Annotated in this window: 24 protein-coding genes; 12 read left to right on the top strand and 12 right to left on the bottom strand. The window is 66.4% G+C overall.

The window, feature by feature from the left end; genetic code table 11:
* Window positions 1–104 precede the first annotated feature (104 nt).
* The 4 genes from E5206_RS04035 (at window position 105) to E5206_RS04020 (ending at window position 3,619) form a co-directional block, all read left to right on the top strand.
* Window positions 105–464 carry a hypothetical protein gene (locus E5206_RS04035; protein ID WP_136321368.1) on the top strand — a complete coding sequence of 120 codons (360 nt, stop codon included), beginning with the start codon at window positions 105–107 and terminating at the stop codon, window positions 462–464.
* Between the two features lie 40 nt (window positions 465–504).
* Window positions 505–1,509: an aldo/keto reductase family protein gene (locus E5206_RS04030; protein ID WP_136321367.1), complete on the top strand. Its 1,005-nt coding sequence runs from the start codon at window positions 505–507 to the stop codon at window positions 1,507–1,509.
* A gap of 2 nt (window positions 1,510–1,511) precedes the next feature.
* On the top strand, window positions 1,512–2,366 hold the full coding sequence (locus E5206_RS04025; protein WP_136321366.1) for an SDR family oxidoreductase: 855 nt from the start codon (window positions 1,512–1,514) through the stop codon (window positions 2,364–2,366).
* Window positions 2,367–2,503: 137 nt separating this feature from the next.
* The gene (locus tag E5206_RS04020; protein WP_136321365.1) at window positions 2,504–3,619 is read left to right on the top strand and encodes a sulfite oxidase; all 1,116 of its coding nucleotides are present in this window, start codon (window positions 2,504–2,506) and stop codon (window positions 3,617–3,619) included.
* Between the two features lie 44 nt (window positions 3,620–3,663).
* Here E5206_RS04020 and E5206_RS04015 read toward each other — a convergent pair whose 3' ends face one another.
* From E5206_RS04015 to E5206_RS03990, 6 genes are all read right to left on the bottom strand, one after another.
* Window positions 3,664–4,545, bottom strand: coding sequence for a cytochrome c oxidase assembly protein (locus E5206_RS04015; RefSeq protein WP_136321364.1), 882 nt, complete (start codon window positions 4,543–4,545; stop codon window positions 3,664–3,666).
* 46 nt (window positions 4,546–4,591) lie between these two features.
* On the bottom strand, window positions 4,592–5,311 hold the full coding sequence (locus tag E5206_RS04010; protein WP_136321363.1) for an SGNH/GDSL hydrolase family protein: 720 nt from the start codon (window positions 5,309–5,311) through the stop codon (window positions 4,592–4,594).
* A 129-nt stretch (window positions 5,312–5,440) separates the two neighbouring features.
* Window positions 5,441–6,217, bottom strand: a complete 777-nt coding sequence (locus E5206_RS04005; protein WP_136321362.1) for an SDR family oxidoreductase — start codon at window positions 6,215–6,217, stop codon at window positions 5,441–5,443.
* 83 nt (window positions 6,218–6,300) lie between these two features.
* The gene (locus E5206_RS04000) at window positions 6,301–8,067 is read right to left on the bottom strand and encodes a DUF4389 domain-containing protein (RefSeq protein WP_136321361.1); all 1,767 of its coding nucleotides are present in this window, start codon (window positions 8,065–8,067) and stop codon (window positions 6,301–6,303) included.
* Window positions 8,068–8,142: 75 nt separating this feature from the next.
* Window positions 8,143–9,198 carry a zinc-dependent alcohol dehydrogenase family protein gene (locus E5206_RS03995; protein WP_136321360.1) on the bottom strand — a complete coding sequence of 352 codons (1,056 nt, stop codon included), beginning with the start codon at window positions 9,196–9,198 and terminating at the stop codon, window positions 8,143–8,145.
* Window positions 9,195–9,533 carry a hypothetical protein gene (locus tag E5206_RS03990; RefSeq protein ID WP_136321359.1) on the bottom strand — a complete coding sequence of 113 codons (339 nt, stop codon included), beginning with the start codon at window positions 9,531–9,533 and terminating at the stop codon, window positions 9,195–9,197. The genes E5206_RS03995 and E5206_RS03990 overlap by 4 nt, the downstream gene beginning before the upstream one ends.
* A 343-nt stretch (window positions 9,534–9,876) precedes the next feature.
* On the opposite strand from E5206_RS03990, the gene E5206_RS03985 reads away from it, so the two are divergent.
* Window positions 9,877–11,376 (top strand): amidohydrolase family protein, encoded by a 1,500-nt coding sequence (locus E5206_RS03985; protein ID WP_136321358.1) that lies wholly within the window; start codon window positions 9,877–9,879, stop codon window positions 11,374–11,376.
* An 18-nt stretch (window positions 11,377–11,394) separates the two neighbouring features.
* Here E5206_RS03985 and E5206_RS03980 read toward each other — a convergent pair whose 3' ends face one another.
* Window positions 11,395–12,540 (bottom strand): Fic family protein, encoded by a 1,146-nt coding sequence (locus tag E5206_RS03980; protein ID WP_136321357.1) that lies wholly within the window; start codon window positions 12,538–12,540, stop codon window positions 11,395–11,397.
* 181 nt (window positions 12,541–12,721) lie between these two features.
* Entirely contained in the window at window positions 12,722–13,231 is a 510-nt protein-coding gene (locus E5206_RS03975; RefSeq protein WP_136321356.1) for a hypothetical protein, read from the bottom strand.
* 161 nt (window positions 13,232–13,392) lie between these two features.
* Here E5206_RS03975 and E5206_RS03970 point away from each other — a divergent pair, with 161 nt between their 5' ends.
* On the top strand, window positions 13,393–14,712 hold the full coding sequence (locus E5206_RS03970; protein WP_240690118.1) for an HNH endonuclease signature motif containing protein: 1,320 nt from the start codon (window positions 13,393–13,395) through the stop codon (window positions 14,710–14,712).
* A gap of 811 nt (window positions 14,713–15,523) precedes the next feature.
* Here the strand turns inward: E5206_RS03970 and E5206_RS03965 are convergent.
* Complete coding sequence (locus E5206_RS03965; RefSeq protein WP_136321354.1) at window positions 15,524–16,033, bottom strand: hypothetical protein; 510 nt, start codon at window positions 16,031–16,033, stop codon at window positions 15,524–15,526.
* A 2-nt stretch (window positions 16,034–16,035) separates the two neighbouring features.
* Window positions 16,036–17,340, bottom strand: coding sequence for a hypothetical protein (locus E5206_RS03960; RefSeq protein WP_136321353.1), 1,305 nt, complete (start codon window positions 17,338–17,340; stop codon window positions 16,036–16,038).
* A 236-nt stretch (window positions 17,341–17,576) separates the two neighbouring features.
* Here E5206_RS03960 and E5206_RS03955 point away from each other — a divergent pair, with 236 nt between their 5' ends.
* The 4 genes from E5206_RS03955 (at window position 17,577) to E5206_RS03940 (ending at window position 19,708) form a co-directional block, all read left to right on the top strand.
* A complete protein-coding gene (locus tag E5206_RS03955) occupies window positions 17,577–17,804 on the top strand; it encodes a hypothetical protein (protein ID WP_136321352.1) in 228 nt (75 codons plus the stop codon).
* Window positions 17,805–18,325: 521 nt separating this feature from the next.
* Window positions 18,326–18,577, top strand: a complete 252-nt coding sequence (locus E5206_RS03950) for a type II toxin-antitoxin system prevent-host-death family antitoxin (RefSeq protein WP_136321351.1) — start codon at window positions 18,326–18,328, stop codon at window positions 18,575–18,577.
* A complete protein-coding gene (locus E5206_RS03945) occupies window positions 18,574–18,846 on the top strand; it encodes a Txe/YoeB family addiction module toxin (protein ID WP_136321350.1) in 273 nt (90 codons plus the stop codon). Before E5206_RS03950 ends, E5206_RS03945 begins: the two co-directional genes overlap by 4 nt.
* 244 nt (window positions 18,847–19,090) lie before the next feature.
* Complete coding sequence (locus tag E5206_RS03940; protein WP_136321349.1) at window positions 19,091–19,708, top strand: uracil-DNA glycosylase; 618 nt, start codon at window positions 19,091–19,093, stop codon at window positions 19,706–19,708.
* Window positions 19,709–19,723: 15 nt separating this feature from the next.
* Here the strand turns inward: E5206_RS03940 and E5206_RS03935 are convergent, their stop codons facing one another.
* Entirely contained in the window at window positions 19,724–20,965 is a 1,242-nt protein-coding gene (locus E5206_RS03935) for a HipA domain-containing protein (protein ID WP_136321348.1), read from the bottom strand.
* The gene (locus E5206_RS03930) at window positions 20,962–21,264 is read right to left on the bottom strand and encodes a type II toxin-antitoxin system Y4mF family antitoxin (RefSeq protein WP_136321347.1); all 303 of its coding nucleotides are present in this window, start codon (window positions 21,262–21,264) and stop codon (window positions 20,962–20,964) included. The genes E5206_RS03935 and E5206_RS03930 overlap by 4 nt, the downstream gene beginning before the upstream one ends.
* Window positions 21,265–21,511: 247 nt before the next feature.
* Here E5206_RS03930 and E5206_RS03925 point away from each other — a divergent pair, with 247 nt between their 5' ends.
* Both E5206_RS03925 and E5206_RS03920 read left to right on the top strand, forming a co-directional pair.
* Window positions 21,512–22,270 carry a glucose 1-dehydrogenase gene (locus tag E5206_RS03925; RefSeq protein ID WP_136321346.1) on the top strand — a complete coding sequence of 253 codons (759 nt, stop codon included), beginning with the start codon at window positions 21,512–21,514 and terminating at the stop codon, window positions 22,268–22,270.
* Window positions 22,271–22,286: 16 nt separating this feature from the next.
* Window positions 22,287–23,243 (top strand): L-lactate dehydrogenase, encoded by a 957-nt coding sequence (locus tag E5206_RS03920; protein WP_136321345.1) that lies wholly within the window; start codon window positions 22,287–22,289, stop codon window positions 23,241–23,243.
* Window positions 23,244–23,275 lie beyond the last annotated feature (32 nt).

The raw sequence follows: 23,275 nt of genomic DNA, 5'->3' as shown, positions 1-23,275 counted from the left end.
GCAAAACCCCGTGTGTCCGCGCCGAAAAGTCCGTATTGTTAAGGGGGCTGTTGACTGGCGGACTTTTGGCGGCAGGAACCTCCAGGCTGGAGAGGAGAGGTGAAGTGGACGACCCGACAACCATCGCCCTGAACCTGACTTTCTTCGGGACCCTCGGCGTGGCGTTCGTCATGTCCATCGGGCTCTTCATCGTTTTTGTCGTCACGCTGGTGCTCGCCGGCGTCGGCCGGCTCGTGGCTGTTATGGTCATGGCCCTCGCCGGACTCCTGGGGAAACGCCAGTCCGGGCAGAGAACATCATCCGCCAGGCAGGCCAGGGCGCCGCGCCCGGGGCGGAAGGAACCCCAGCTCTCAGCGGAATGGGCTGCCGCGGTGGCACGGGCCGATGCGCGGGCCAGTGCCCGGGCCGCAGCGGAGACCGGGCCGGAACACAAGCCGCAGGCCGAGGCCCGCAAAGCCGGCTGAACCCTTACCCCGGACAGGCAAGTCCGCTACGGTGAAACCCATGGAATTCAGATACCTCGGGAACAGCGGCTTCAAGATTTCGGAAATCACGTTCGGCAACTGGCTTACCCACGGTTCGCAGGTGGAGAACGACGTCGCCACCGAGTGCGTCAGGGCAGCGCTCGACGCCGGCATCAGCACCTTTGACACGGCGGACGTCTATGCCAACACGGCGGCCGAGAAGGTCCTCGGCAACGCCCTGAAGGACGAGCGCCGGGAGTCCGTGGAAATCTTCACCAAGGTCTTCGGCCCCACCGGCCCCAAGGGCCACAACGATCTAGGCCTGTCCCGCAAACACATCATGGAGGCCATCAACGGCTCCCTGACCCGGCTGCAGACGGACTATGTTGACCTCTACCAGGCCCACCGCTACGACTACGAGACCCCGCTGGAAGAGACCATGCAGGCTTTCGCGGACATCGTGCGGCAGGGCAAGGCACTCTACATCGGCGTCAGCGAATGGACGGCCGGCCAGATCCGCGACGGCCACGCCCTCGCCAGGGAACTGGGCTTCCAGCTGATCTCCAACCAGCCGCAGTACTCCATGCTCTGGCGGGTCATCGAGGCCGAGGTCATACCGGCGTCGGAAGAGCTGGGACTGTCCCAGATCGTCTGGTCCCCGATGGCGCAAGGCGTCCTGAGCGGCAAGTACCACCCCGGCAAACCGGCCCCGGAAGGCAGCCGCGCGACGGACACAAAGGGCGGCTCGAAGATGATCGAGCGCTGGATGGCCGACGAGGTCCTCACCGGCGTGCAGCAGCTCAAGCCGATTGCCGAGGAGGCCGGCCTGACCATGGCCCAGCTGAGCATCGCCTGGGTGCTGCAGAACAAGAATGTGGCCTCGGCCATCATGGGTGCGTCCCGTCCGGAGCAGATCGAGAAGAATGTGGCAGCCGCCGGCGTGAAGCTGGATCCGGAGATCATGGACAAGATCGACGCCGCCATCGGCACCCTGGCCGAGCGGGACCCGGCCCAGACCAAGTCGCCCGCGTCGCGGGAGGGCTAGGGATGACGACCGGGCCTGAGCTCGCCGTCACGGGTTCCACCGGGCAGCTCGGCGGCGCCGTGGCCAGGCTGCTGGCCGACGCCGGCAGCCCGCAGCGGCTGCTGGTGCGCGACGCCGGCCGGGCGCCGGAACTCGAAGGTGCCGTTCCCTTCGTGACCAGCTACGCCGACCCGGAGCGGGCGACGGCGGCCCTGGCCGGCGTGAAGACGCTGTTTATGGTCTCCGCGGCCGAGGCCGAGGACCGGCTGCAGCAGCACTACACCTTTATCGACGCTGCGGCCGCGGCCGGGGTCCAACACATTGTCTACACCTCGTTCTTCGGGGCCGCGCCTGATGCGACGTTCACCCTGGCCCGGGACCACTTCGCGACGGAGGAGCGGATCAAGGCCTCCGGGATGGACTACACCCTCCTGCGGGACGACTTCTATCTGGACTTCCTGCCGCTGCTGGCCGGGGAGGACGGCGTCATCCGCGGCCCTGCCGGGGACGGGGCGATGGCCGCCGTCGCACGCGCGGACATTGCCCGCTCGGCCGCCGCCGTGCTGCGGGACCCGGCACTGCACGTCGGACGGAGCTACGATCTCACGGGGCCGGAGGACATCTCGCTGGCCCAGGCCGCGGCGATTCTGACCGCGGGGACCGGCCGGACCATCACCTTCCACAACGAGACGCTCGAGGAGGCCTACGCCTCACGGGCCTCCTACGGCGCCCCGCCGTGGCAGGTCGACGCCTGGGTGAGCACCTACACGGCCATCGCGGCCGGCGAACTGTCCGGCCCGACGTCGGCCGTGCACGAGCTGACCGGCCGGGAACCTCTGAGCCTGGCGCAGTTCCTGGCGGAGTCGCACCACATCTAGAGGCTCCGGGCTCGGGCATACTGCTGCACGGGAGCATCCTTGACGGCTTCGGGGCCCCGGCGTAGACCTGTGGAGAGGGAACCTGCCAAAACGAGGCCGGACCCGGCAAGCAGATTGGCAGCGCCATGCCCAAGCAGATGTCAAAACACACATCCGGGAGCCAGCGGCGGCAGGCACCGCGGCTCACACCGCATCCGGGCGAGCCGAGCCACGGCCCGCTCACGGGCGAGGAGCTCCAGCTCGCCGTGCGGAACCATTCCATGCCGCTCGAAGCGCTGCGCAATGACATCACGCCGCCCGGGCTGCACTACCTGCTGGACCACTTCGACATCCCGTTCATCGATGCCGAGCACTGGCACCTGCGGATCGGCGGCGCCGTGCAGCGGTCGCTCGAGCTGAGCCTCCGGGCCCTCCGCAAGGCCCCGAGCATCAGCGTCCCGGTCACGCTGGAATGTGCCGGCAACGGCCGGTCCCTGCTGCGGCCCCGCCCGCTGAGCCAGCCGTGGATGCTTGAGGCCGTCGGCACCGCGACGTGGACCGGTGTCCCGCTCGCCTACCTCCTGTCCCAGGCCGGAGTCGAGGACGACGCCGTCGAGGTGGTGTTCACCGGCGCGGACACCGGGATCCAGGGCGGAGTCCGCCAGCAGTATGCCCGGAGCCTGCCGGTCTCCGAGGCGCTGCGGCCCGATGTCGTGCTGGCGTACCGGATGAACGGCGCCGAGCTGCCGACGCAGCATGGCTACCCGCTCCGGCTGGTGGTGCCCGGCTGGTATGGCATGGCGAGCGTCAAGTGGCTGTCCTCGATCAAGGTGGTGACCAAACCCTTTGACGGATTCCAGCAGCAGATCGCGTACCGCTACCAGCAGGACGCGGAGGACGCCGGGACCCCGGTCACGTGGATCAAGGTCCGTTCCCTGATGGTCCCGCCGGGCATCCCGGATTTCTTCACCCGCCGCCGGATCCTGCCCGCGGGGCCGGTGATGCTGATGGGCCGCGCCTGGTCCGGGGAGGGCGCGGTGCAGCGCGTCGACGTCGGGATCGACGGCAAATGGGCGCCCGCCCATCTGGAGCACCCCGCGGCGCCCTTCGCCTGGTGCGCGTGGACGATGCCGTGGGTGGCCGATCCCGGGGAACACGAGCTGTCCTGCCGTGCCACGGATGCCAGCGGGGCTGTACAGCCGCTGGAGCAGGTGTGGAATTACCAGGGCATGGGTAACAACGTGGTGCAGCGGATCAAGGTCACCGTCGAGTAGGGGCCTCCGGATAGGGGGCGCCGCCGCAGGCTTCGTGCCCCGGCCTACTGCCCGCGCCGCAGGTGCTGCTCGTTGAGTTCGTCGAGCTGCTGGTCCGTCAGGTCGTCAAAGCCGCGCGCCTCGCGTTTGTCACTGCGGGAGAACCGCATGAACATCAGGATGATCAGCGGCAGGTCCACGATTTCGCAAATGAACCACAGGATGTCCCCCGCCAACTGCTGGTCCCGCAGCGGATCCGGGAACCAGCCCGGCGCCGCCTGCATCGTCATGACGTGATCGAGCACCTGCCCGTTCAGCCGCAGCAGGATCCCGGGGACCGCATCGATCAGAAGCTCGATGAAGACGAAGACGAACTCCAGGGTGATGTACGCGCTGGAGCGGTGGAAGTCCGCCTCCTCGATGATGGGAAGTGCCATCAGCAGGCCGAGCAGCGGAATCCCGATGGTCAGGAGGGCCTCGGCCACCGGATCCGTGCGCAGCGTATAGAACAGCGGGGTGAGGAATGTGGAGAAGAGGGCCAGCCCCAGCAGCGGAGCGGCCATCGAGTTGCTCACAAACCGCACCAGGCGGTTGGCGAGCGCAGCGTTCAGCCGCCCGATTCCCGTGGGCGGGAGCGCCGCGCGGGCCAAGGAGATGGGCCTTCCCAGTCCGATCAGCAGCGGCACCACGAACAGCAGCAGGGAGATCTTCAGGGTGAACGCCCACCGCAGCTGGGCGCTGTAGACACCGGGGAATCCGCAAGTCAGCACGGTCAGGGAGCCGAGGCCGAGGAGGTAGAACGCCACGGTCCGCCACAGCGGCCAGCGGTGGCCCTTGGCGGCGGACGCCTTGAGGCCGAGCGCGTAGAGCACGCCGGAGGCGGTGATCATCGCCAGGGCGGCCCAGTCAATCTGCCAGGCGGTGAGGACTATGTCGAGGGGTGGCACTGGCCTATGATAGCGGCGCTTCCTTGGAGAACGCCCGGGCGGCAGGTCATCCAGCGGCCCGGGCCAGCCCAGGCGGCGCGCCCGCTGACGCCTGCTCGATGACGGCGGCGATGTGTTCCAGGAGGTAGTGCTGGCCGGCGACGGTGGGGTGGTCGCCGTCGGGACCGATCAGATCCGCGACGTCATTGCTGATCCAGCCCTCGGCGATCGGGTCCACGAACTCGGCTCCCGCTCCCGACGCGGCGGTCTTGAGCTGTTCACGGACTGCCAGCAGCCCAGGGTCAGGATCGGGCAGGTAGGACGGCGGACCGACGACGATGATCTTTGCGGACGGGGCGAGGGCCACCGCGTCGGTGATCGCCGCGGATGCTGCGTCGGCCACGGCACTCGGGGCGTAACCGATGTCGTTCTCGGACCCGAAGAAGACCACCACGCCGGTATCGGGGGTAACGAACTGGTCCACCTGGCTGCCGAAGGTGCCGTCGAAGTCACCGGCGGTGACGTAACCGCTGCCGTTCTCGGCGGCGTTGACCACCTGGTAGTCGCTCAGGACCGGGTCGGTCCGGATCAGGGCAGGCCAGGCGTCCTCGGGCGAGGTCCCGTGGCCGGTGCTCAGCGAATCGCCCACGACGACCACCCGGATCCCCGGGGCGGCTGTCCCGAGGATTTGCGGCGGGGGCGCCGCAGCGGCGGGCAACAGGAAGATCAACAGTCCCACCGCGGCCAGCCAGCTGAGGTGTTTACGGGGCAGCAGACTAGGCGACATGGTTGCTGCCTCCCGATCCGGTTTCGCGGTTGCCGGACATGGCACCGCACCTGCCATTCTGCCTTGTGAATGTTTCATCGGTGTAGCCGGCGGGCAGCGGTAGGGAAATCATCACGTCAATCCACGCTGTTAGTCCACGATCGCGCCGCTGGAGATGTTGACGGTGGCGTCGGTAATGGCGCCCGCCTTGTCCGAGGAGACGAAGCAGGCCACGTTCCCGACGTCGGCGAGGGTGGCGGTGCGGTTCAGGTGGGCGGCTTTGGTGATCTCCGCGACGATCTCCTCCCGCCCCTCGGTCTGCCAGGGGATGGTCTCGACGATCCCCCCGGAAACCATGGTGACCACGCGCACGCCGTGCCGGCCCAGCTCCAGTGACCATTGCCGGCGCAGTCCCTCCAGCGCGTCCAGCGCCACCTTGAAGCCGCCGAGCCCGGGGAGGGTCTGCGGTCCGGAGCCGCCGAACATCAGGACGACGCCGGAGCGCTGCTTGATCATGTAGGTGGCCGCCGCGCGCGTGGTGAGGAATTGGGTGCGGGTGGCCAGGGCAATGGGCCTGGTGAAGTCATCGACGTCGATTTCCATCAGCGGCTGCTGGACGTCGCCAAAAGAGATCACGTTGAAGGAGATGTCGATCCGCTTGCTCTTCTTGGCCACGCGGTCCACGAAGGCATCCACCTGTTCTTCGTCCAGGGCATCGACGACGGCGATTTCCGCCTTCCCGCCGGCCTCCTGGATATCCCGGGCTACTTTCTCCAGCGGCGCTTCGGTGCGTCCGGCCAGGTGGACGGCCGCGCCCTCCGCCGCGAAGGCCCTCGCCACGGCCCCGCCGATCGCCCCGCCCCCGCCGTAGATGAGGGCCGTCTTGCCATGCAGCAAACCGCTTTCCGGCGTTCCGTTCTCCGGCATCGTCGCCTGCCTCCCGCCTCGGAGTGGTGAATTCCCTCAACTATGTTCTTGCCGGCGGCCGGTGGCAAGGGGGCTGAGGGTCGCTACGGTCCGGGCGGGGCGCCGGGTCCTGGCTGCGCGGGGCCGTTCGGGCCCTGCGGCGCGCCGGCACCGCCGTGATCCTCCGGGTTGATGGAAGCCGCGGGACCGCCGATGCCGTAGTAGCCGGCTGGTCCGGCGGGGGGACCGCCGGCGGCCGGTGAGGGACCCGGTCCGGAAGCAGGCGGCGCATACGGCGCGGCTGCGGCAGAGCCTGCGGGAGGGCCGCCGTAGGCGATGGCGGGGACGTCCCCGGGATCGGCGGGCCCCATGTCCAGATGGAACGGCGGGTATTCATCGCGCATCAAGGACACGTAGGTGATGACGCGGTAGATCCAGCGGTTCAGGCCGAGCAGAAGGTCGAAGATGCCCCTCCAGTACTCGCCGGTGAACAGCAGGATGAATCCGGCGATCAGGACCAGCAGCCCGATGAGGGATAGTCCCATACTTTCCTGGACCCAGTTGCCGTCCCGGGAGGTCCAGGTCCTGGCCGTGCCGGTCAGCACCCCGATGATGAGCAGGTGCGGGATTGCCAGCAGCCAGGACTTGACCAGCACCAGGCCACGGGACAGCCGCTCGGGATAGTCGACGTCGAAGTCCGCCGGGTAGTCCGTGCGGGCCAGCGTGAAGGGCGGGTACAGGTCCGTGCCGAGCGCCCCGTAGGAGTAGAAGGCCACCCGCCAGTTCCAGCGGATCACCCCGACGTTGAAATTGAACAGCGAGCGCGGATAGCGGCCGGTGAACAGGATCGCGAACCACGCCACAATCGTGACGACAATGAAGGCGAACCACAGGAAGAACAGCACGACGTAGTGCGGGATCACGAGGAACCACTTCACCAGCCACATCCAGCGGGAGAGGTTGGGATCCAGGTAGCCGCTCAGCCGCGCCGGATAGATGTGGGCGGACGGCCCCGGGGGCGCGCTCCCCCAGGCTGGCTGCCCTGGGACGGGGTAGCCGGCCGCCGGGTAGGGTTGGGCTGGGTAGGGCTGGGCCCCGTACGCTTGACCGGGACCGGGCTGGCCGGGATACGGCTGCATGGCGTGGGCCTGCGCCCCGTAGGGCTGTGCAGGATACCCCGGCGGGAGCGGAGGCGGTCCCGCGCGGCCCAGTCCCGCGGCGCCGAGGACGATCAGGGGCAGGCCGATGAGCAGGAAGACGATGCCACTGATCAGCAGGCCGATGAAGATGGGCCCGAGCAGATCGGAGCGGGCACCGGCCTGAAGATCAAAAGCCACCGGGGTGCTGGCGTCGGCGTTCATGATGACCACGGCCCAGGTCCCGGACTGCAGATCCCATTTGAGCTGCTGCGTTCCCGGCCCGGTGGCGGAGGCCGTCCAGAACGGCTGGTCGGCCGGCCGTGCCGGGGCCCTGGTGCCGGCAACCTCACGGTACTGCGTCCGGAACGGATTGAACCGCACCTCGACGATCTCGGAATGTTGGACGTTGCTCAGGTACGCCTCCACATCGGACCGGGGCGCGATGCCGATGAAGATTGCCTTGACCGGGTCGGCGGCCGTGCCGCTGAGCATCACGCTGCCGGCGATGTCCATGGGCCCCGCCTCCGGCACGCCGCGGGTCATGATGTCCAGGCGCGGGGAGGACAGGGCATAGGAGTCGGCCGAAAAACGTTCGGAGGGCGAGGTGAAGTACCCGCCGTCGCGCTGCTGGTAGTTGGCCCACCCGGTGGCGCCCGCGCCCGCCAGCAGCCCCAGGCCTAGAAGGGCGCTGAGCGTGCCCAGCACCAGCATGACAATCCGGCCTGGTCGCATGGCGGCCGTCCTTTCAGATGGTCCTTTTCAGGACTCGGGGTTCCGCCAGGTGCCTGACCGCCCTGACTCGGGCCTTCATGCAGTGATCACGACCTTGAGTGCCTTGGTTTCCGCAGCGCGCGAGAAGGTGTCGTAGGCCTCGATGAACTGGTCAAAGGTGAAGTGGTGGGTGGCGAACTTCTCCGCCGGCACCTTCTTCTGGGCCACGAGCTTGAGCAGCATCGGGGTGGTGTTCGCATTGACCAGGCCCATGCTGATATTGATGTTCTGGATCCAGAGATCTTCCACATGAAGTTCCACGGACTTGCCGTGCACGCCGACGTTGGCAATGTTGCCGCCTGGCCGGACGATCTCCGTGCACATGCTGAAGGTGGCAGGGATGCCTACCGCCTCGATGGCCACGTCCACGCCCTGCCCGTCGGTCAGGGCCAGCACCTGCTTCTTCCAGTCCGCGTCTCCGGAGAGGACGACGTCGGTGGCACCGAACTCGCGCGCCTTCTCCAGCCGGTTGGCGTCAAGGTCGACGGCGATGATGGTGGCGGCGCCATAGAGGCCGGCGGTGGTGATCGCGGCCAGGCCGACGGGGCCGGCACCGATCACGGCGACGGTGTCCCCGGGCTTGACCCGCCCGTACTGCACGCCGATCTCGAACCCGGTGGGCAGGATATCGGAGAGCATAACGGCTTGGTCGTCGCTGACGCCCTCGGGCAGCAGGTGGAGGGAATTCTCGGCGTAGGGGACGCGGACGTATTCGGCCTGGGTGCCGTCGATTAGGTGCCCGAAGACCCAGCCGATGCCGGACTGGCCCTCCTCGCCCAGGCAGTGGGAGTAGAGGCCGCTCTTGCAGTTGGCGCAGTGTCCGCAGGACTTGATGCAGGAGATGATGACCCGGTCCCCGACCTTGAGGCTGGTGACGGAGGAACCGATCTCCGTGATGGTCCCGACCCCTTCATGGCCCAGGATCCTGCCCTTGGTCACGGCGGGGACATCACCCTTGAGGATGTGAAGGTCTGTGCCGCAAATGGTGGTGGTCTCCACCTTGACAATCACGTCGCTGGGATTCTGGATGGTGGGATCGGGGACGTCCGTCCAGGACTTTTCTCCGGGACCGCCGTAGACGAGGGCTTTCATACGTGCTCCTTGGTTTTCATGATGGTCGGCTTGGTCTTGATGATGGTGGGTGGGTCCACGATGCTCAGCCGGCACGGGGTCTCCGAAGCGTCGATCCCTGAGTGCAGCAGCGAGAGCCGGGCACGTTCGCGGAGTTCGTCCATGGCGGCGGCCGATACCCGTGCGTGGGCCAGGTCAATGACGATTTCGTGACTCGGCAGTTTGATGGTGGCGCGCCGGCAGACGACGTAGAGTGCACGGATGTTTGCGGCCGTGACCACGCCATGCACCTCGATCCGCGATTTTCGTAGATTCTCATCGATCCGGACCGTCACCTTCAGCCGCGGATTCCTCACGTGCTCGTCCATGGGACGCTCAGGGCTCCCGGACCGGCGAGATCCGGGATGTCTTGATGTCCAAAGGTTCAGTGTGCGTGTTCATTTGGTCGTGGTCTCCTGCCTTTTCCTGCTGGCGCGGGAAAGTGCAAACCGCCATTTCCTTCCCCAAGGTGTAGCGAGACCGGTACTGCATTTACTGCTTACAAGGCGGATCATCCCCCAAATGGCCGTGCAGGAGCCGCCCAAGTTCAGCTTGGCGTGTGGGTGTTGCAGGGACAAGGGACGAAAGGCCCTTGCCTGGAGTTTTGGCGTCCGGAGTTTTGGCCCGGTCGCCGGCCGTTCACCCCGTAGCCTGTTGCTTATGGCTGAAACCACTGCCGCCCCTGGCCTCGTGCTCGCCTCCGTCAGGCAGCCGGGCGGGACTATACCGTGTGACATCCACATCGCCGACGGCGCGGTCACCCGGATCACGCCCGCCGGAGCCGCAGCAGAGCTGCCCGCCGGGTCCCGGATCATCGACCTGGACGGGCGGTACGCCATTCCGGGCCTGTGGGATGAGCATGTGCACATGACGCAGTGGGCCCTCGCCGCCAACCGGATCGACCTGTCCCGCGCCGGATCCGCCCGCGAGGCAGCCGACGTCGTGCGTTCCCGTCTTGCCGGCCCTCCGGACGACGGCGGCAGCTCCGGAACGGTGGTCGGCGTCGGGTTCCGCGACTCCGTCTGGGCGGACGTGCCCAGCCTCGAACTGCTCGACGGCGTGACCCGGGACCGTCCGACGGCGCTGATCAGCCATGACCTGCACTGCGTCTGGCTCAACAGTGCGGCGGCTTCCCGCTACGGCGTGGCGGTGGATGAGTCCGGCCTGCTCCGGGAAGAGCCCGCGTTTGAGCTGACCCGCGAGCTGGGCCGCTTGCCGGACGCCGTCGTGGACGCCTGGGTCCGGGACGCGGCCCGGGCGGCGGCCGCGCGCGGGGTCGTGGGGATTGTCGACTTCGAAATGACCTGGAACCGGGACGTCTGGCTGCGGCGAGTGGCTGACGGATTCGATTCCCTGCGGGTGGACGCGGGGGTCTATCCGCAGGATCTGGACCAGGCCATCCAGGAGGGCATGCGCACCGGCCAGGAGCCCGGCGGCGGCGCCGGGCTGCTGCGGGTGGGGCCGCTGAAGGTGCTGATCGATGGTTCCCTGAACACGCGCACGGCCTACTGCGTGGACCCGTATCCGCACGGCGGCCGGGGCCTGCTCACCGTGAGCGAGGCGGAGCTGGTGGCGCTGCTGGTCCGGGCCCGGGAGGCCGGGTTCGTCCCGGCGGTGCACGCGATCGGCGACGCCGCCAACGAGGTGGCGCTGAACGCTTTCGAAGCGGCCGGCATCCGCGGGCGGATTGAGCATGCCCAGTTTGTCCGCAGCCAGGACTTCGCCCGCTTCGGCGAGCTGGGACTGACCGCAAGCGTCCAGCCGGCCCATGCCCTGGATGACCGTGATGCTGCCGAGGCAAACTGGGCCGGACGCACGGACCGGGCGTTCCCGTTGCGGTCGCTGCTGGCTGGCGGAGCTGCGCTGGCGCTGGGCTCCGATGCGCCGGTGGCGCCCTTGGAGCCGTGGACCGCGATGTCCGCGGCCACCACTCGGGCACGCGGGGACGGCCGAGCGCCGTGGCACCGGGAGCAGGCCCTCACCCGGCAGGAGGCGCTGACAGCGTCGACGCGCGGACGGAGCAGGATCCGGGTGGGCGATCCGGCCGACATCGCGGTGCTCGACGGCGATCCGCTGGCCGTGCCGGACGCGGTGTTCGCTTCCATGGCTGTCGCTGCGACACTGGTGGCGGGGCGGTTCACGCACCGGAGCGGCGTATAACTCGGACGCTTCGTCTGCTTACTCACTGTCGCGGAGAATCCTCGGCAGGAAATCCAGCTCGTCGAGTTCCCGCACAAGCAAGCCAGTCAGATCACTGGGTGCCAGGCGCAGTCGATAGGCACGTTTGCCCTCGGCAACTGGCTCGATGATTCCCCGGTCCAAGAGTTTGCGGATCGCCTGGCTACGTGTCGCTGGTGACCCCGGGAACGCCAGAGCCAGGTCTGCGGCCTTCGCCTCGGTGATCTTCGCTATGGTCGAGAGTGCTTGGGCCTCCGCGACGGTGAATCGCGCGGAGCGTAACCCGCGCGCGATAGCAGGCAAGAGCAGCTTCCCAATAACGAATTCCTGTTTTCCAAGCATCGACAGCTTGTTTAGATCGGACAGGAGACCCTCGAGCACGTAGGTCGACCACCGGATCAGCGCCTCCGGCTCAAGGGAGTCCGCATCCTCCAGCCTTTCGTAGTAGAGCTCCCGGTTCTCCCCGAAGACCGCGGTGGGATTGAGACCCCGGTAACCGGCGGCGGCAAATCCCTGGCGCCTCATAGCCGCGTAAGTAAGCAGCCGGCCCACGCGTCCATTGCCATTGCCGAACGGGTGTATCCACACAAATCGGTGGTGGGCCAAAGCGATCTTCAAGAGGTCGTAATTCTGCTCAACATCTGCATTGATGAAGTCCAGAAGCAGCGTCATATCGCTGTGCACATCGCCAGGAGCGGGAGGACGATGGTGTGATCCACTAATGGTCACATCACTCAGCCTGTAGGCCCCGGGCGTTTTGTCACCTTCCCGCTCCAGCCCGGTGACTGCGATACGGTGAAGTTCCCGGACGAAGCCATGACTGAGAGTGGTGCCCCGCTCAACGGTGCTATCCACAAACGCCGTTGCTTCGTGAAGCTGGATGATCTCCTGCACTTCGTCATTGGCTCGTAGTTCATCCATGCCAGACGCCGCGACCCCTGCCACGGCATCAACAATCGAAGTGCGGTTCCCTTCGATCCGGGCACTCATGATCGTCGACAGCAGTTGGAACAGCGACCTCAACTGTGCGAATACAGCAGGAGGGGTGGTGCCATCGCCCAACTCTCCACGGACCCGCTCCAGCTGAATGATCGCTTTCGCCAGCGGGGAGCTGAATGGGAACTCGGGGTAATTGATGGGCAGCATGGCGCAATACTTTCACCTAGAGGTCCAAACATTTAAGACACTGCCCTACTTTGACCTGCTAAGTCAAGGAACATGAGGGAGCACTGGGGAACAACAATTAATTCTTGGAGGACAGACATTTAATCCCGCGGCTGGCAGGGTCCGCTTCCTCAACCGTGGCCGGGCGGTTCACCTTCGGCCGCTAAACACCCTTAACCCGTGCCTGGACCAGGTTGGCGAACGGCAGCCGGCCGTACTCTTCCACGAACGCGGCGTGGTACCCCGCTTCGGCCGCGTTGAGCTGCTCAACGGGCAGCTCCTTCCACGCGATGACCAGGGATCCGGCCGCGGCGAGCTGCCAGATCAGCCGGCCGTCCCAGTGGCCCGGCGGTTTGCCTTGGCCGAAGTCCACGAATTCCTGGATCTGCCGGCGCAGCCCTCGGTTGCCCTTGCTGCCGGGACCGGCCTTGCCCACATAGAGGACGTCGGCGCCGTCGACCCATTCGGCGTCGAGCTCTTCCGCCTTCAGGGTGGGGTCCTTTTTCTTGAAGATGCCGGCCGTGCTCTTGGCCAGGAACTGCGGCCGGAAGCCCTCGGGCCGCAGCACCGCGAAGATCCCGGGTTTCTGCGGGATCCGGTTGATGTCAAGGTCCGCGAGCGGCCGGAAACCGGTGAACCCGTCGGCTTTCAGGGTCTGTCTGTTGATCGGCATGGGTTCCTTGGATCGGGTCGAGGGCGTTCCTTCAAAGCTTACGGATACACAGTTCCGTGGCCGCGCAAATTGTCACAGGTGCCTGATTGACTGTTTCCATGGACGGCGAGCAGAGGCCCGAAGTGGCCCCGAGTGCAGCGGTTGGTGTGGTGGTTACGGAGATGATCCGCAGCCTGGCTGCCGCACGGCCGTCCGGCGACGGTGCCGGGATGATTGACCAGCTTCGTGACCTGGAGGACTTGAAGTCCGCCGCGGCAGCTTTACAGGCCCGGATCGCCGTCGCCTTCGACGCCGAGCAGCGCAGCGACCAGTCCCGCGCGGGCGTTCCCGCCGATCAGCTCGGCGCCGGCATAGCGGCGCAGATCGCCCTCGCCCGGCGGGAATCCCCGCCCCGCGGCAGCCGGCTCCTGGGCCTGGCCAAGGCGCTCGTCACCGAAATGCCCCGCACCCTGGCGGCCTTGGAGACCGGCCAGCTCAATGAATGGCGCGCCACACTCCTGGTGAAGGAAACCGCGTGCCTGAGCGCGGCGGACCGCCGCGCCGTCGACGAGGAGCTGGCGTCCGACGCCGGGACATTCAGTTCAGCGGGCGACCGTGCGGTCGTCGCCGCGGCCCGGGCCGCCGCCTACCGGCGGGATCCGCGCTCCGTCACCGAACGTGCCAGCCACGCCGCAGCCGAACGGCACGTCAGCCTCCGCCCGGCGCCCGACACCATGTGCTACCTGACCGCACTCCTCCCGGTGGCCGAGGGCGTCGCCGTCCACGCGGCGCTGACCCGGCAAGCCGACACCCTGCGCTCGGCCGGGGACCCCCGCTCCCGCGGCCAGCTCATGGCCGACGCCCTCGTCGAACGGATCACGGGAACTCCGGGCGGGATCAGCGGCATCGAGATCCAGCTCATCATGACCGACCGCACGCTCCTCCAGGGGGACAGCGAACCCGCCCGGCTCCCCGGCTACGGCATCGTCCCCTCAGGGTGGGCCAGAAACCTAATCAAGGGACCGGGCACGGACGATACGGAATTCCACACCTTTCTCCGCCGGCTCTACACCGCCCCCGGCACCGGCGACCTCGTCGCGATGGAATCCCGGGCACGGCTCTTCCCGCCCGGGCTCCGCCGCTTCATCCAGGCCCGGGACAACAGCTGCCGCACGCCGTTTTGCGACGCCCCGATCAGGCACCTGGACCACATCCTCCCCTGGCGCACTGGCGGAACGACTAACCAGATCAACGGCGCCGGGCTCTGTGAAGCTTGCAACCACACGAAAGAAGCACCCGGCTGGAGCGCCCACCCCCGCCCGGGCCCCCGGCACTCGCTCGAACTGACGACACCGACCGGCCACAGCTACCACTCCACAGCCCCGCCGTTACCGGGAGCTCCGTATCCCGAGACGGCAGCATTCCGCCACCGGCGCGAACCCCGGCACCTCGCCAAATCGCTCATGCGCGGCAGACCCAGGGGCGCAGCGGCCGCGGCCTGAGCTGTTCAGGTTATCGCCCGAACCGCGATTCGGCACACGGATGCCGAAAACGATGGGGGCGTCCCCGCGGACGCCGTCGGGGCTTTCACCCCAGTAGCACATGCACGGGCTTGAACCTGAAAGGTCCGCCACAGTCGGGCCCGAAGGGGTGCTCCCCGGTTGATTCCGTTTCGATCTGCAGGATGCGGACAACGCGGGCACCGGAAATGGCCACCGCTTCCACGTAGATAGACGTGACACTGACGGGCGGTGTCAGGTACGGCGCGGACTGCGGCACCATCCATTTACCGTCCGGTCCCATTGTCACGGACGCGGGAGTGCAGCCATCCCCGAAACAGGCGGCCACTGAGGCCGGCTGCGTGGAAAACACCAGCTCTACGTCACCCACGTACCCGTACCCGATGGCCGGGCACACCCGAGTTGACCCCGGCATGCGCCCGAACAGGAGGGCCAGTGCCAACAGGCCGGCAAGCACCCCTAGCGCAAGCAGAAATATCCCCCGAGGCTTCATGGTGTGAGCCTAGCCCGTCGTCCTGCGGGAGTCTCGACTGAAAGGACTCAGATCGCAGTCTCCAGTCGGGGCAGTGCGTCGATCAGACTCTCGGCGTCAGCAGCCTCAAGGCCGAACGCGAGGCTGACTGCGGTCACCAACGGTTGCTTGGCATGCTTGAGCAGTGACTTCTCCACCGGAGACAGGTGGCCCGCACCGAGCGGCGTTGGAGGTTGCGGACCACCCCGGCGACGGCGTAAATGTCACCGGATCGGAGCTTTTCCTGGGCATCCGCCGTCCGGGGTGCGCGTACGACGGCGGTTAGGCACCTTGGGTGCGTGCCCTGACCAGGTTCGCGAAGGGCAGGCGATCATGGCGCTGGATGAATTTAGCGTGGCAACGGGCTTCCGCCGCGTCCACTTCGGATCCGGGCAGGACTTTCCAAGCGATCACGAGCGACTGCGACTCGGCCAACTGCCAGATCAGCCGCCCACCCCAATGGCCCACCGGGGCGCCGCGGCCGAAGTCCGCAAATTCCTGGATCCTCTTGCGGAGGCCGCGCTTGCCCGTCTTCCCGGCGCCTGCCTTGCCTATGTAGAGGACTTCTGCCCCGTCCACCCATTCGGCCGACAAGACTGGCCCGGGCAGGGAGGGATCCTTGCCCTTAAAGCGGCCGCCCGCGCTTGTCGCCAGAAAGCGGGGCACGACGCCCTCGGGTATCAATACGGCGTAGATACCGGGCGCCTGCGGGATCTCAGTCAGCTCGAGCTCGGCGAACGACCGGAAACCGGCAAACCCGTCGGCGGTGAGGGCCTGCTTGGTGAAATCCACTGCTAGCCGTCGGCGGCCGGCATTCGGGTGATTGACGAATCGTCGACGTCGGGTTCAGACTCTGCTTGCGTGATTTCTGCCGTAGGGAGTCGGCGCTCCTCGATCCCGTGCGCTACATGCAGGATGGCATCCTCGACCGTTCCCCCGATCGCCTTGGGAACGGAAGCCACTCCTTCGGCAACAGCGACAGCGGCACCCGACACCGCCCCACCTGCTTTCTGGCCCGCTCGCATGACGGATTCATGCCAGCGGGTGCGCTTGATCGACGAGGGTTCGGGCATGTCGAAGTTCGAGCTGAAGATCCGCAGCAGCCGCTGCAGTTCTTCGGCGGCGGTATACAGCCTTGCCATCTCCATGGGGTTCGTGACGCGGGTGAACGTATCGACGTCGACTGCCGCCGATATAGCGTCGGACAGATTTTGAAGTGCGGCGGCGGTGCTTGCCATTCGCCGCTCCCGCGACTTGGCGATGTGTCGGGAATGAGCTGCGGAATCCGATCCGTCGCGCGCGCTGCGGACCGCCTCCAGAGAGTCCATTCGAACCATGTTGGTGAGCGCCACTGCCGCGATGACCAGCCAGTGCTTCAGTTCGCCCTTGGCGGCCGCCTCGGCGCTACCCACCCGCTTGCTGAGGTTCTTGACGCCGAGCCCGTCAGCAATGGTGTTGAGGTGGTTAAGGGCGACGGCGTGCGCCTGGGCCAGGGCTGCAGCCTGTCCCGAAATCTGGTCCCAAAGGGCATCGTTGAGCTGGCCGGTCTCCTCGAAATACCCAAACGCCTTGTCCAGGACGTGGGTGGTGCCCTGCACGTTGCCGAGTGCCTCATCGCGGTTATCTCGGATGATTGTGTCTAGCTTCGCATCCACAGCCTGAACAAGGGCATCGAGTTCTTTGAGGGCCACGCGGATCGCCAAAGTTGCGGCCATGATCTGCACGTTCGCGGCCGCGGCGGGGTTGACTGGTGAGGAGCTCACCAGTTCGATGATCGTGTCGATCCTGCCATCGGACTGTCGTAGCACACCGCTGATAATCCCGAGCTTTTCCTCGGTGGATCCGACGAGTTCCAGGAATCGAGCGTAGGACTCGGGAGTCATGTGGAAAGAGTTGCCCTGGACATTTGCCGACATAGCAAGCGCAGCGGCCCCAGCCAGGCTGGCAAGCAGATCCGCCACCCCTGACCCTAGGTTCGCGGTGCCCTCTTCCTTGACGTCAAGCTTGCGGAAAAGCTCGGCGATTGCTGTCGGATCACCCGCCACCAAGGCATCGCTGCCGTCGACGTACAGGGAAAGTTCGCGGTCATTGTCGGTCATCCCAACATCTTCACACACGCGGGTCCTGGCATGGCGGGCGCCACTTCGGAGTCCTCAGGAACGGTGCGGCCGAGCAATGTCACCCGTCCCACACAATGCCAAGGCGCGTACAGCGAGCTGGTCTGCGAGGAGTTACAGCCATGAATGTGCCATTTCACCACTTGCCTCAGTTCCTCGGGCACAATCTCGCACAGTGCTAATCTCGGGGACAGGCGAAACGAAGTGTGGAGAAAACTGTGGCAGGAAGAGCGGACAAAGTCGCAGCAGCGATCAAGGCTGGCGGCGCGACGGCGAAGCAAGCTGCTGCCAAAGTGCATGACATAGCCACCGACCCAGTTGTGCAGGAGAAGGCCCGGAAGCTCGCCGAGAATGGCGCAAAAGCCTACCGCGCGGCCACCAGCCCAGAGGCGAAGAAGGCCTACCGTCAGGTCGCAGCCTTCTTGAAGAAGACACGCAGGAAGTAAGGCTGTCCGGCCGACGCTCCGGACTCACCAGAATCTGTGTAACCGCCCAACGTCGCCCCTCCCCCACACATGCAGTGCACGGCCGTCTACTCATCGCCCACTTGATCCTAAAGAAGATCGGGCGACGAAAACTCACGGATCCAGATTCTGACCTGAGTGACGACTTGGGCGAAGTCGAGGTCACGACGCTCAAGTACCTCCAAAGCTTCGAAGATAATTTTCCTAACGAGTCGTACCCGGCGAACGTGTTCAAAAACAAGTCGCGATGCGACGAGCTAGTGGTGTGGATTTGATGGGTTGAGCCTGACGCGGCATTCAAAAACGCTCCGAAGCGCTCGAGAGGCCGCGTCAATCCTCCTCCATAGACAGTCGCGGATAATCTGAGCCTCCCGGGCCCTGGGCGACAAGACCAAGATGCATGCCCTACTGAAGATGCTCAGCGAGCTGGTTTACGAGGAGCTGCAGATATGACCGACACGGCCGCCTCAGGCGTACAATAAGTTGTACGCAAGGAGATCCCCATGAAAACACTTACCTACTCCCAGTCACGCGCGCACTATAAGGAGACCCTTGACGCGGTCACCGATGACCGCGAAGAGGTCGTGATTACGCGCCCCGGCAAGGAAGACGTCATCATGGTGTCCCGGTCCGACTACGAGTCGCTGCGGGAGACGGCTTACCTGCTCCGCAACCCGGCCAACGCCCGCCGACTCCTGGGCTCGATCGAGGAGTTGGAGGCCGGCCGCGGCGTGGCGCGGGATCTGGCCGAATGAGGCTTGTCTGGTCCGAGGCCGCATGGGAAGACCACGTTTGGTGGCAATCCCAGGACCGCAGAATCCTCACGCGGATCAATGCCCTTATCAAAGATATTGAGCGCAACGGCAACGAAGGCATCGGAAAACCGGAGCCGCTCAAACACGGCTTCCACGGCTACTGGTCCCGCCGCATCACCGACGAGCATCGGCTGGTCTACAAGTACTTAGCGACGGACAACGGCGTCGAAGTCCTGATTGCCGTCTGCCGTTACGACTACGGAAACTGAACCCCGGAGCCCGCCCCGACCCCGGCACGCAGGACCTGCAGGTACCTTCGCGATCTCGCTATGAGATGGTTCGGACTTTTGATGGTCTCTGACAACCCGGCGTACATCTGATGGTTACCTGCAGGCAGTTTTAAGATTACTCCGGGCCGTCCCGGAGCGCCACCGAAAAAGGCGCCCTGTCACCCGACCGCGTAGAGTGGAAGGAGACGCCTGATTCTGGACGCCAAGCGCTGAGGGAGAAATCGTGACGATTGACTGGGACGAAAAAAAGGCCCTGCTGCAGGAGCCGAACATCGCTGCCGTGACGCAGCTGTGCGACGAACTCATGGAGAAGAAGCCGGGGTCGGTCGTCCCCTATATCGATCCCATCCATGACGAGGACGAATGCCGGATCGTCAGCCTGCACATCAGCCCCGGCAAAGGCACCGAGTCGGGTTTCGTCTCCCACTTCAACGATGACGAAGCCGCCCGCCGCGCGACCTCCATCTACGAGACTGCCGAGCTTGACCCCCGCTACGTGATGCCGTGGAACGCCTACCCGTGGGTCCGCGATCCGGAGCTCCCTTCCGCCCTGAACGTCCAGGAGAAGACGGACGGACTCCGCCCCTTCCGCCAGTTCCTGAAGATCAACAAGCGCGTCTCCGCCGTGATCGCCCACGGCGCCGATGCCCACGCCTTCCTGACGCTCTTCGAGAAGACCTACCACTCCTCGCTGAAGAACCATGGCGTCAAGATCTACAAGGCCACCGCCCTTGGCGGCCGCGCCTTCGCCGTCTCGGCCGCCAAACAGGAAGAACTCCTCACCAAGAACGTCGAGGTCTACAAGGACGCCATGCAGCGCGCCGGCATCCAGCACCTCTGATCCACCACCCCCGGCTCAGCCCTCGAGCAGCCTCCGCCGGTGCCTGAGCTCCTTGAGCCACGCCCTGGTGACCATCGCCGCGAAGGGCGAGCCGCCGTCGTCGTTGGTTGACGCGAACGCGGTGCCCGCCTCCAGATCCGCCAGCAGCAGGCCTGACGCCTTCAGCCCCAGCTCAAGCACCTGGAGCGCGGCGCGTTCCGTCAGCCCCAGCCCTGTGGCCCAGCCGAGGAAATGCCTCCGCGAGATCCCGGTCCGTTTGCCGTCCAGCGTGAGCGCCAGCGTCTTGTCCCCGTAGACCACGGTGGAGGGGATGTCGTACACCGGGGCAATGGACCACTCCCCCGACGGCTGCTGTACCATGGACACGTTCTTCGCATGCAGGTCCCCGTTGCCGCTCAGCCACGCAAACACCGCCTGGATAGCCAGGTTCCGCAGCGCCGGCAGCGGCGCCGCGCAATATGCCGCCAGCGCCCGGCACAGCTGCCCGTACCCCACGTTGTACTTGTCCGCCGGGTAAAGCCCCAGCACCTGCGCCCCGTCCTCGACGGCGAGCCGCAGCACCGCATCCGGCGCCCCGCCCGCCGTATATTCCCTAGCAGGAATACGGTCGAAGCGCTCCACCAGCAACCCTGTCCGGCCCGCAACGTCGCGGATCAGCTGCACCCGGCTCAGCGGAATCCGCAACTTCGCCGCATAGCGGAACATGACGAACTCGTTCTCCACCACGTGCGGGAACTCCGGGGCATTGAGCTTGAGGATGAACCGCCGGCCTGCCCGCGCCACCGGCATCGAGATCATCCCGGCGGAGAGTTTGTCCTGCACCCCGGCGAGCGCCACCGGGTCGATCAGGCCCGAATCCCCCAGCAGCGCGTCGAAATCCACGGGCCTCTTGGGATCCAGCTGCACGGCATGCTCGTCCGGATCCAGCTTCTCGCCGTGGCCCACGATCTGCACGTCACCCACGGGATTGGCGCCGGCCGCGATCAGCAGCGAGAGCTCGTCATCGACGCTGGTCTTCACCGAACGGCGCAGCGCGTTCAGCCGCCGCCCCTCCGGCAGCAGCCCGGTGAAATAGGGCGGCGCGGCGCCTGCCGCGGAGAACACCGGCTCCGCGGTCAGCGGCAGGGAACTCGCGACGGCCCGCCCGCCCGCCGCGAGATACGCCGGCAGGTAGCTGAACCTCGTGCCGCCGCCGTGCCGCTCCAGCCGCGCCGCCAGCACGCCGGCTTTGTAGACGTCCGCTACCCGGCGCGTCATGGCCGGGGCGCTTCGGGTTTTTGGAGTTCGACGGCGGGATGCCCGCCGTCGGGCGCCGCGCCTTCAAGCGCCCGGGCGGCGGAACTGGTCCGGGTTCCCAGCCGCAGTTCGAGCCCGAGCGTGTCCAGGAGCGCCAGCAGCGAGTCAAGCTGGACGCTGCGCTTGCCCTGCTCGACAAACCTCACGAAGCGCTCGGACACCCCGGCGAGTTCGGCGAGGTCCCGCTGGCTCAGCCGCAGCCTCCCGCGGCGCGCGCGGACCTCGGCCGCCAGCCGGTCCGGGAATGATTCCGCCGTCATGATCCCCCCTTCTCGCTGCTCAACAAAGTAGGCACGAACGTGCCGTTCTTCCTGGAAATCCAGTCTAGACCCCGACACCGGCTGCGCATAGGGCCATTCCGGTACGTTCGTACCGGCGAGCGGGAGATATCCACATAGGGTCCAACGGCCCTCCACACCCGCGTTCCGCATGAGGATGCTTGAGGGAGAGCCCGCTTCCAAAACGGATGCCCCGTCGCGGACTGCTCCGGATCGGAAGGACAAAGCCATGGGACGGTTGGATGGCAAAGTAGGCCTCATCAGCGGCGGTGCCCGTGGCATCGGAGCCGCCATCGCCGGACGCATGCTCAGCGAAGGCGCGAAAGTCGTCGTCGGGGATGTCCTGGACGAGGACGGCGGGAAGCTGGCGTCACAGCTCGGCGACGGCGTCCGCTACGTGCATCTGGACGTGACGAAACCTGCCGACTGGGAGCAGGCGGTGAACGAGGCCGTGACCGCATTCGGTCGCCTCAGCATCCTGGTCAACAATGCCGGCATCGTGAACTTCGGCCGGATCGACGAGTACGCCTACGAGCAGTGGTCCCGGATCCTCGATGTGAACCTCACGGGCGTCTTCAACGGCATCAAGGCCGCCGCGCCCGCGCTGGCCCGGGCAGGCGCCGCATCCATCATCAACATCTCCTCGATCGCGGGGCTGCGCGGATACGAACAGCTCTCCGGGTATACGGCGTCAAAGTTCGGGGTCCGCGGCCTGACCAAGAGCGCGGCCCTGGACCTGGGTGGTTCCGGAATCCGGGTCAACTCCGTGCACCCGGGGGTCATCCAGACACCCATGACGGATGGCATGACATTTGACACCGGGCATGTCCCGTTGCACCGGATCGGCCAGCCGGGAGACGTTGCAGACCTCGTGGTGTATCTGGCCGGGGACGAGTCCAGTTTTGTTACGGGCGCCGAATTCGTCATCGACGGCGGGGAAACCGCGGGCACCGTAACGCCGGATTCTGCCGTTCTGCCGCGAGACTGAAGGGAAGAGGAAACCCATGTCCGAGAATTCCGGATCGAAGCTGGCGATCGTCGGCGCCGGCAGCGTCGGCACCTCCCTCGCCTACGCCGCCCTGATCCGCGGCTCGGCCAGCCACGTCGCCCTGTACGACGTGAACGCCACCAAGGCCGATGCCGAGGTGCTGGACCTCGCCCACGGGACCCAGTTCGCCGCGGCTGCGGCGACGGTCACCGGTGGCGGGGACATCGCCGCGACGGACGGCGCCGACGTCGTCGTCATCACGGCCGGCGCGAAACAGGCGCCGGGCCAGACACGCCTGGACCTGGCCGGCACGAACGTCCGCATCCTCGAACAGCTTATGCCGCGGCTGCTCACCCATGCCCCGGACGCCGTCTATGTGCTGGTCACCAACCCCTGCGACGTGCTGACCGTCGCGGCCCAGAAGATCTCCGGGCTGCCGGCCTCCCGCATCTTCTCCTCCGGCACCGTGCTGGATACCTCCCGGCTGCGCTGGCTCCTGGCTCGGCGGGCCGGCGTCTCGCTCACCAGCGTCCACGCCAGCATGGTGGGCGAGCACGGTGACACGGAGTTTCCCATCTGGTCCGGCGCCACGATCGGCACGGTCCCGATCCGTGACTGGAAAGTGGAGGGCCAGCGCATCTTCACCCCCGAGTCCCTTGCCGAGACCGCCTTGGAAGTGACGCAGGCTGCCTACAAGGTCATCGCCGGCAAGGGCGCCACCAACTATGCGATCGGCCTGTCCGGCGCGCGCATTGCGGAGGCGCTGCTGCGCTCCGAGAACGCGGTCCTTCCGGTCTCCACCGTTCTCAGCGGCCAGTACGGGATTTCAGGAGTGGCCCTGTCCCTGCCGAGCATCGTGGGGCACGGCGGAGTCCGTCTGGTTCTGGAAACGCCCATGGACGACGGCGAGATCGTGTCCCTGCACCACTCGGCGGAAACGCTCCGGCAGAGCCTGGCGACGCTGGGGATCTGAACCGGCTGACTCGCAGCTGGGGCCGTTTTGAA

The sequence above is a fragment of the Arthrobacter sp. PAMC25564 genome (assembly GCF_004798705.1).
Taxonomy (GTDB): Bacteria; Actinomycetota; Actinomycetes; order Actinomycetales; family Micrococcaceae; genus Arthrobacter.
This window is presented reverse-complemented; position numbering and strand designations above follow the sequence as displayed.

What these genes read in the sequence shown, in the direction of transcription:
- E5206_RS04010 (WP_136321363.1), bottom strand. Translation starts at nt 5,311, where the DNA reads ATGTCGCCTAGTCTGCTGCCCCGTAAACACCTCAGCTGGCTGGCCGCG.
- E5206_RS03970 (WP_240690118.1), top strand. Translation starts at nt 13,393, where the DNA reads ATGATCCGCAGCCTGGCTGCCGCACGGCCGTCCGGCGACGGTGCCGGG.
- E5206_RS03935 (WP_136321348.1), bottom strand. Translation starts at nt 20,965, where the DNA reads ATGACGCGCCGGGTAGCGGACGTCTACAAAGCCGGCGTGCTGGCGGCG.
- E5206_RS03925 (WP_136321346.1), top strand. Translation starts at nt 21,512, where the DNA reads ATGGGACGGTTGGATGGCAAAGTAGGCCTCATCAGCGGCGGTGCCCGT.
- E5206_RS03995 (WP_136321360.1), bottom strand. Translation starts at nt 9,198, where the DNA reads ATGAAAGCCCTCGTCTACGGCGGTCCCGGAGAAAAGTCCTGGACGGAC.
- E5206_RS04020 (WP_136321365.1), top strand. Translation starts at nt 2,504, where the DNA reads ATGTCAAAACACACATCCGGGAGCCAGCGGCGGCAGGCACCGCGGCTC.
- E5206_RS03920 (WP_136321345.1), top strand. Translation starts at nt 22,287, where the DNA reads ATGTCCGAGAATTCCGGATCGAAGCTGGCGATCGTCGGCGCCGGCAGC.
- E5206_RS03930 (WP_136321347.1), bottom strand. Translation starts at nt 21,264, where the DNA reads ATGACGGCGGAATCATTCCCGGACCGGCTGGCGGCCGAGGTCCGCGCG.
- E5206_RS03985 (WP_136321358.1), top strand. Translation starts at nt 9,877, where the DNA reads ATGGCTGAAACCACTGCCGCCCCTGGCCTCGTGCTCGCCTCCGTCAGG.
- E5206_RS03975 (WP_136321356.1), bottom strand. Translation starts at nt 13,231, where the DNA reads ATGCCGATCAACAGACAGACCCTGAAAGCCGACGGGTTCACCGGTTTC.
- E5206_RS04030 (WP_136321367.1), top strand. Translation starts at nt 505, where the DNA reads ATGGAATTCAGATACCTCGGGAACAGCGGCTTCAAGATTTCGGAAATC.
- E5206_RS03960 (WP_136321353.1), bottom strand. Translation starts at nt 17,340, where the DNA reads ATGACCGACAATGACCGCGAACTTTCCCTGTACGTCGACGGCAGCGAT.
- E5206_RS03980 (WP_136321357.1), bottom strand. Translation starts at nt 12,540, where the DNA reads ATGCTGCCCATCAATTACCCCGAGTTCCCATTCAGCTCCCCGCTGGCG.
- E5206_RS04005 (WP_136321362.1), bottom strand. Translation starts at nt 6,217, where the DNA reads ATGCCGGAGAACGGAACGCCGGAAAGCGGTTTGCTGCATGGCAAGACG.
- E5206_RS04025 (WP_136321366.1), top strand. Translation starts at nt 1,512, where the DNA reads ATGACGACCGGGCCTGAGCTCGCCGTCACGGGTTCCACCGGGCAGCTC.
- E5206_RS04000 (WP_136321361.1), bottom strand. Translation starts at nt 8,067, where the DNA reads ATGCGACCAGGCCGGATTGTCATGCTGGTGCTGGGCACGCTCAGCGCC.
- E5206_RS03950 (WP_136321351.1), top strand. Translation starts at nt 18,326, where the DNA reads ATGAAAACACTTACCTACTCCCAGTCACGCGCGCACTATAAGGAGACC.
- E5206_RS03945 (WP_136321350.1), top strand. Translation starts at nt 18,574, where the DNA reads ATGAGGCTTGTCTGGTCCGAGGCCGCATGGGAAGACCACGTTTGGTGG.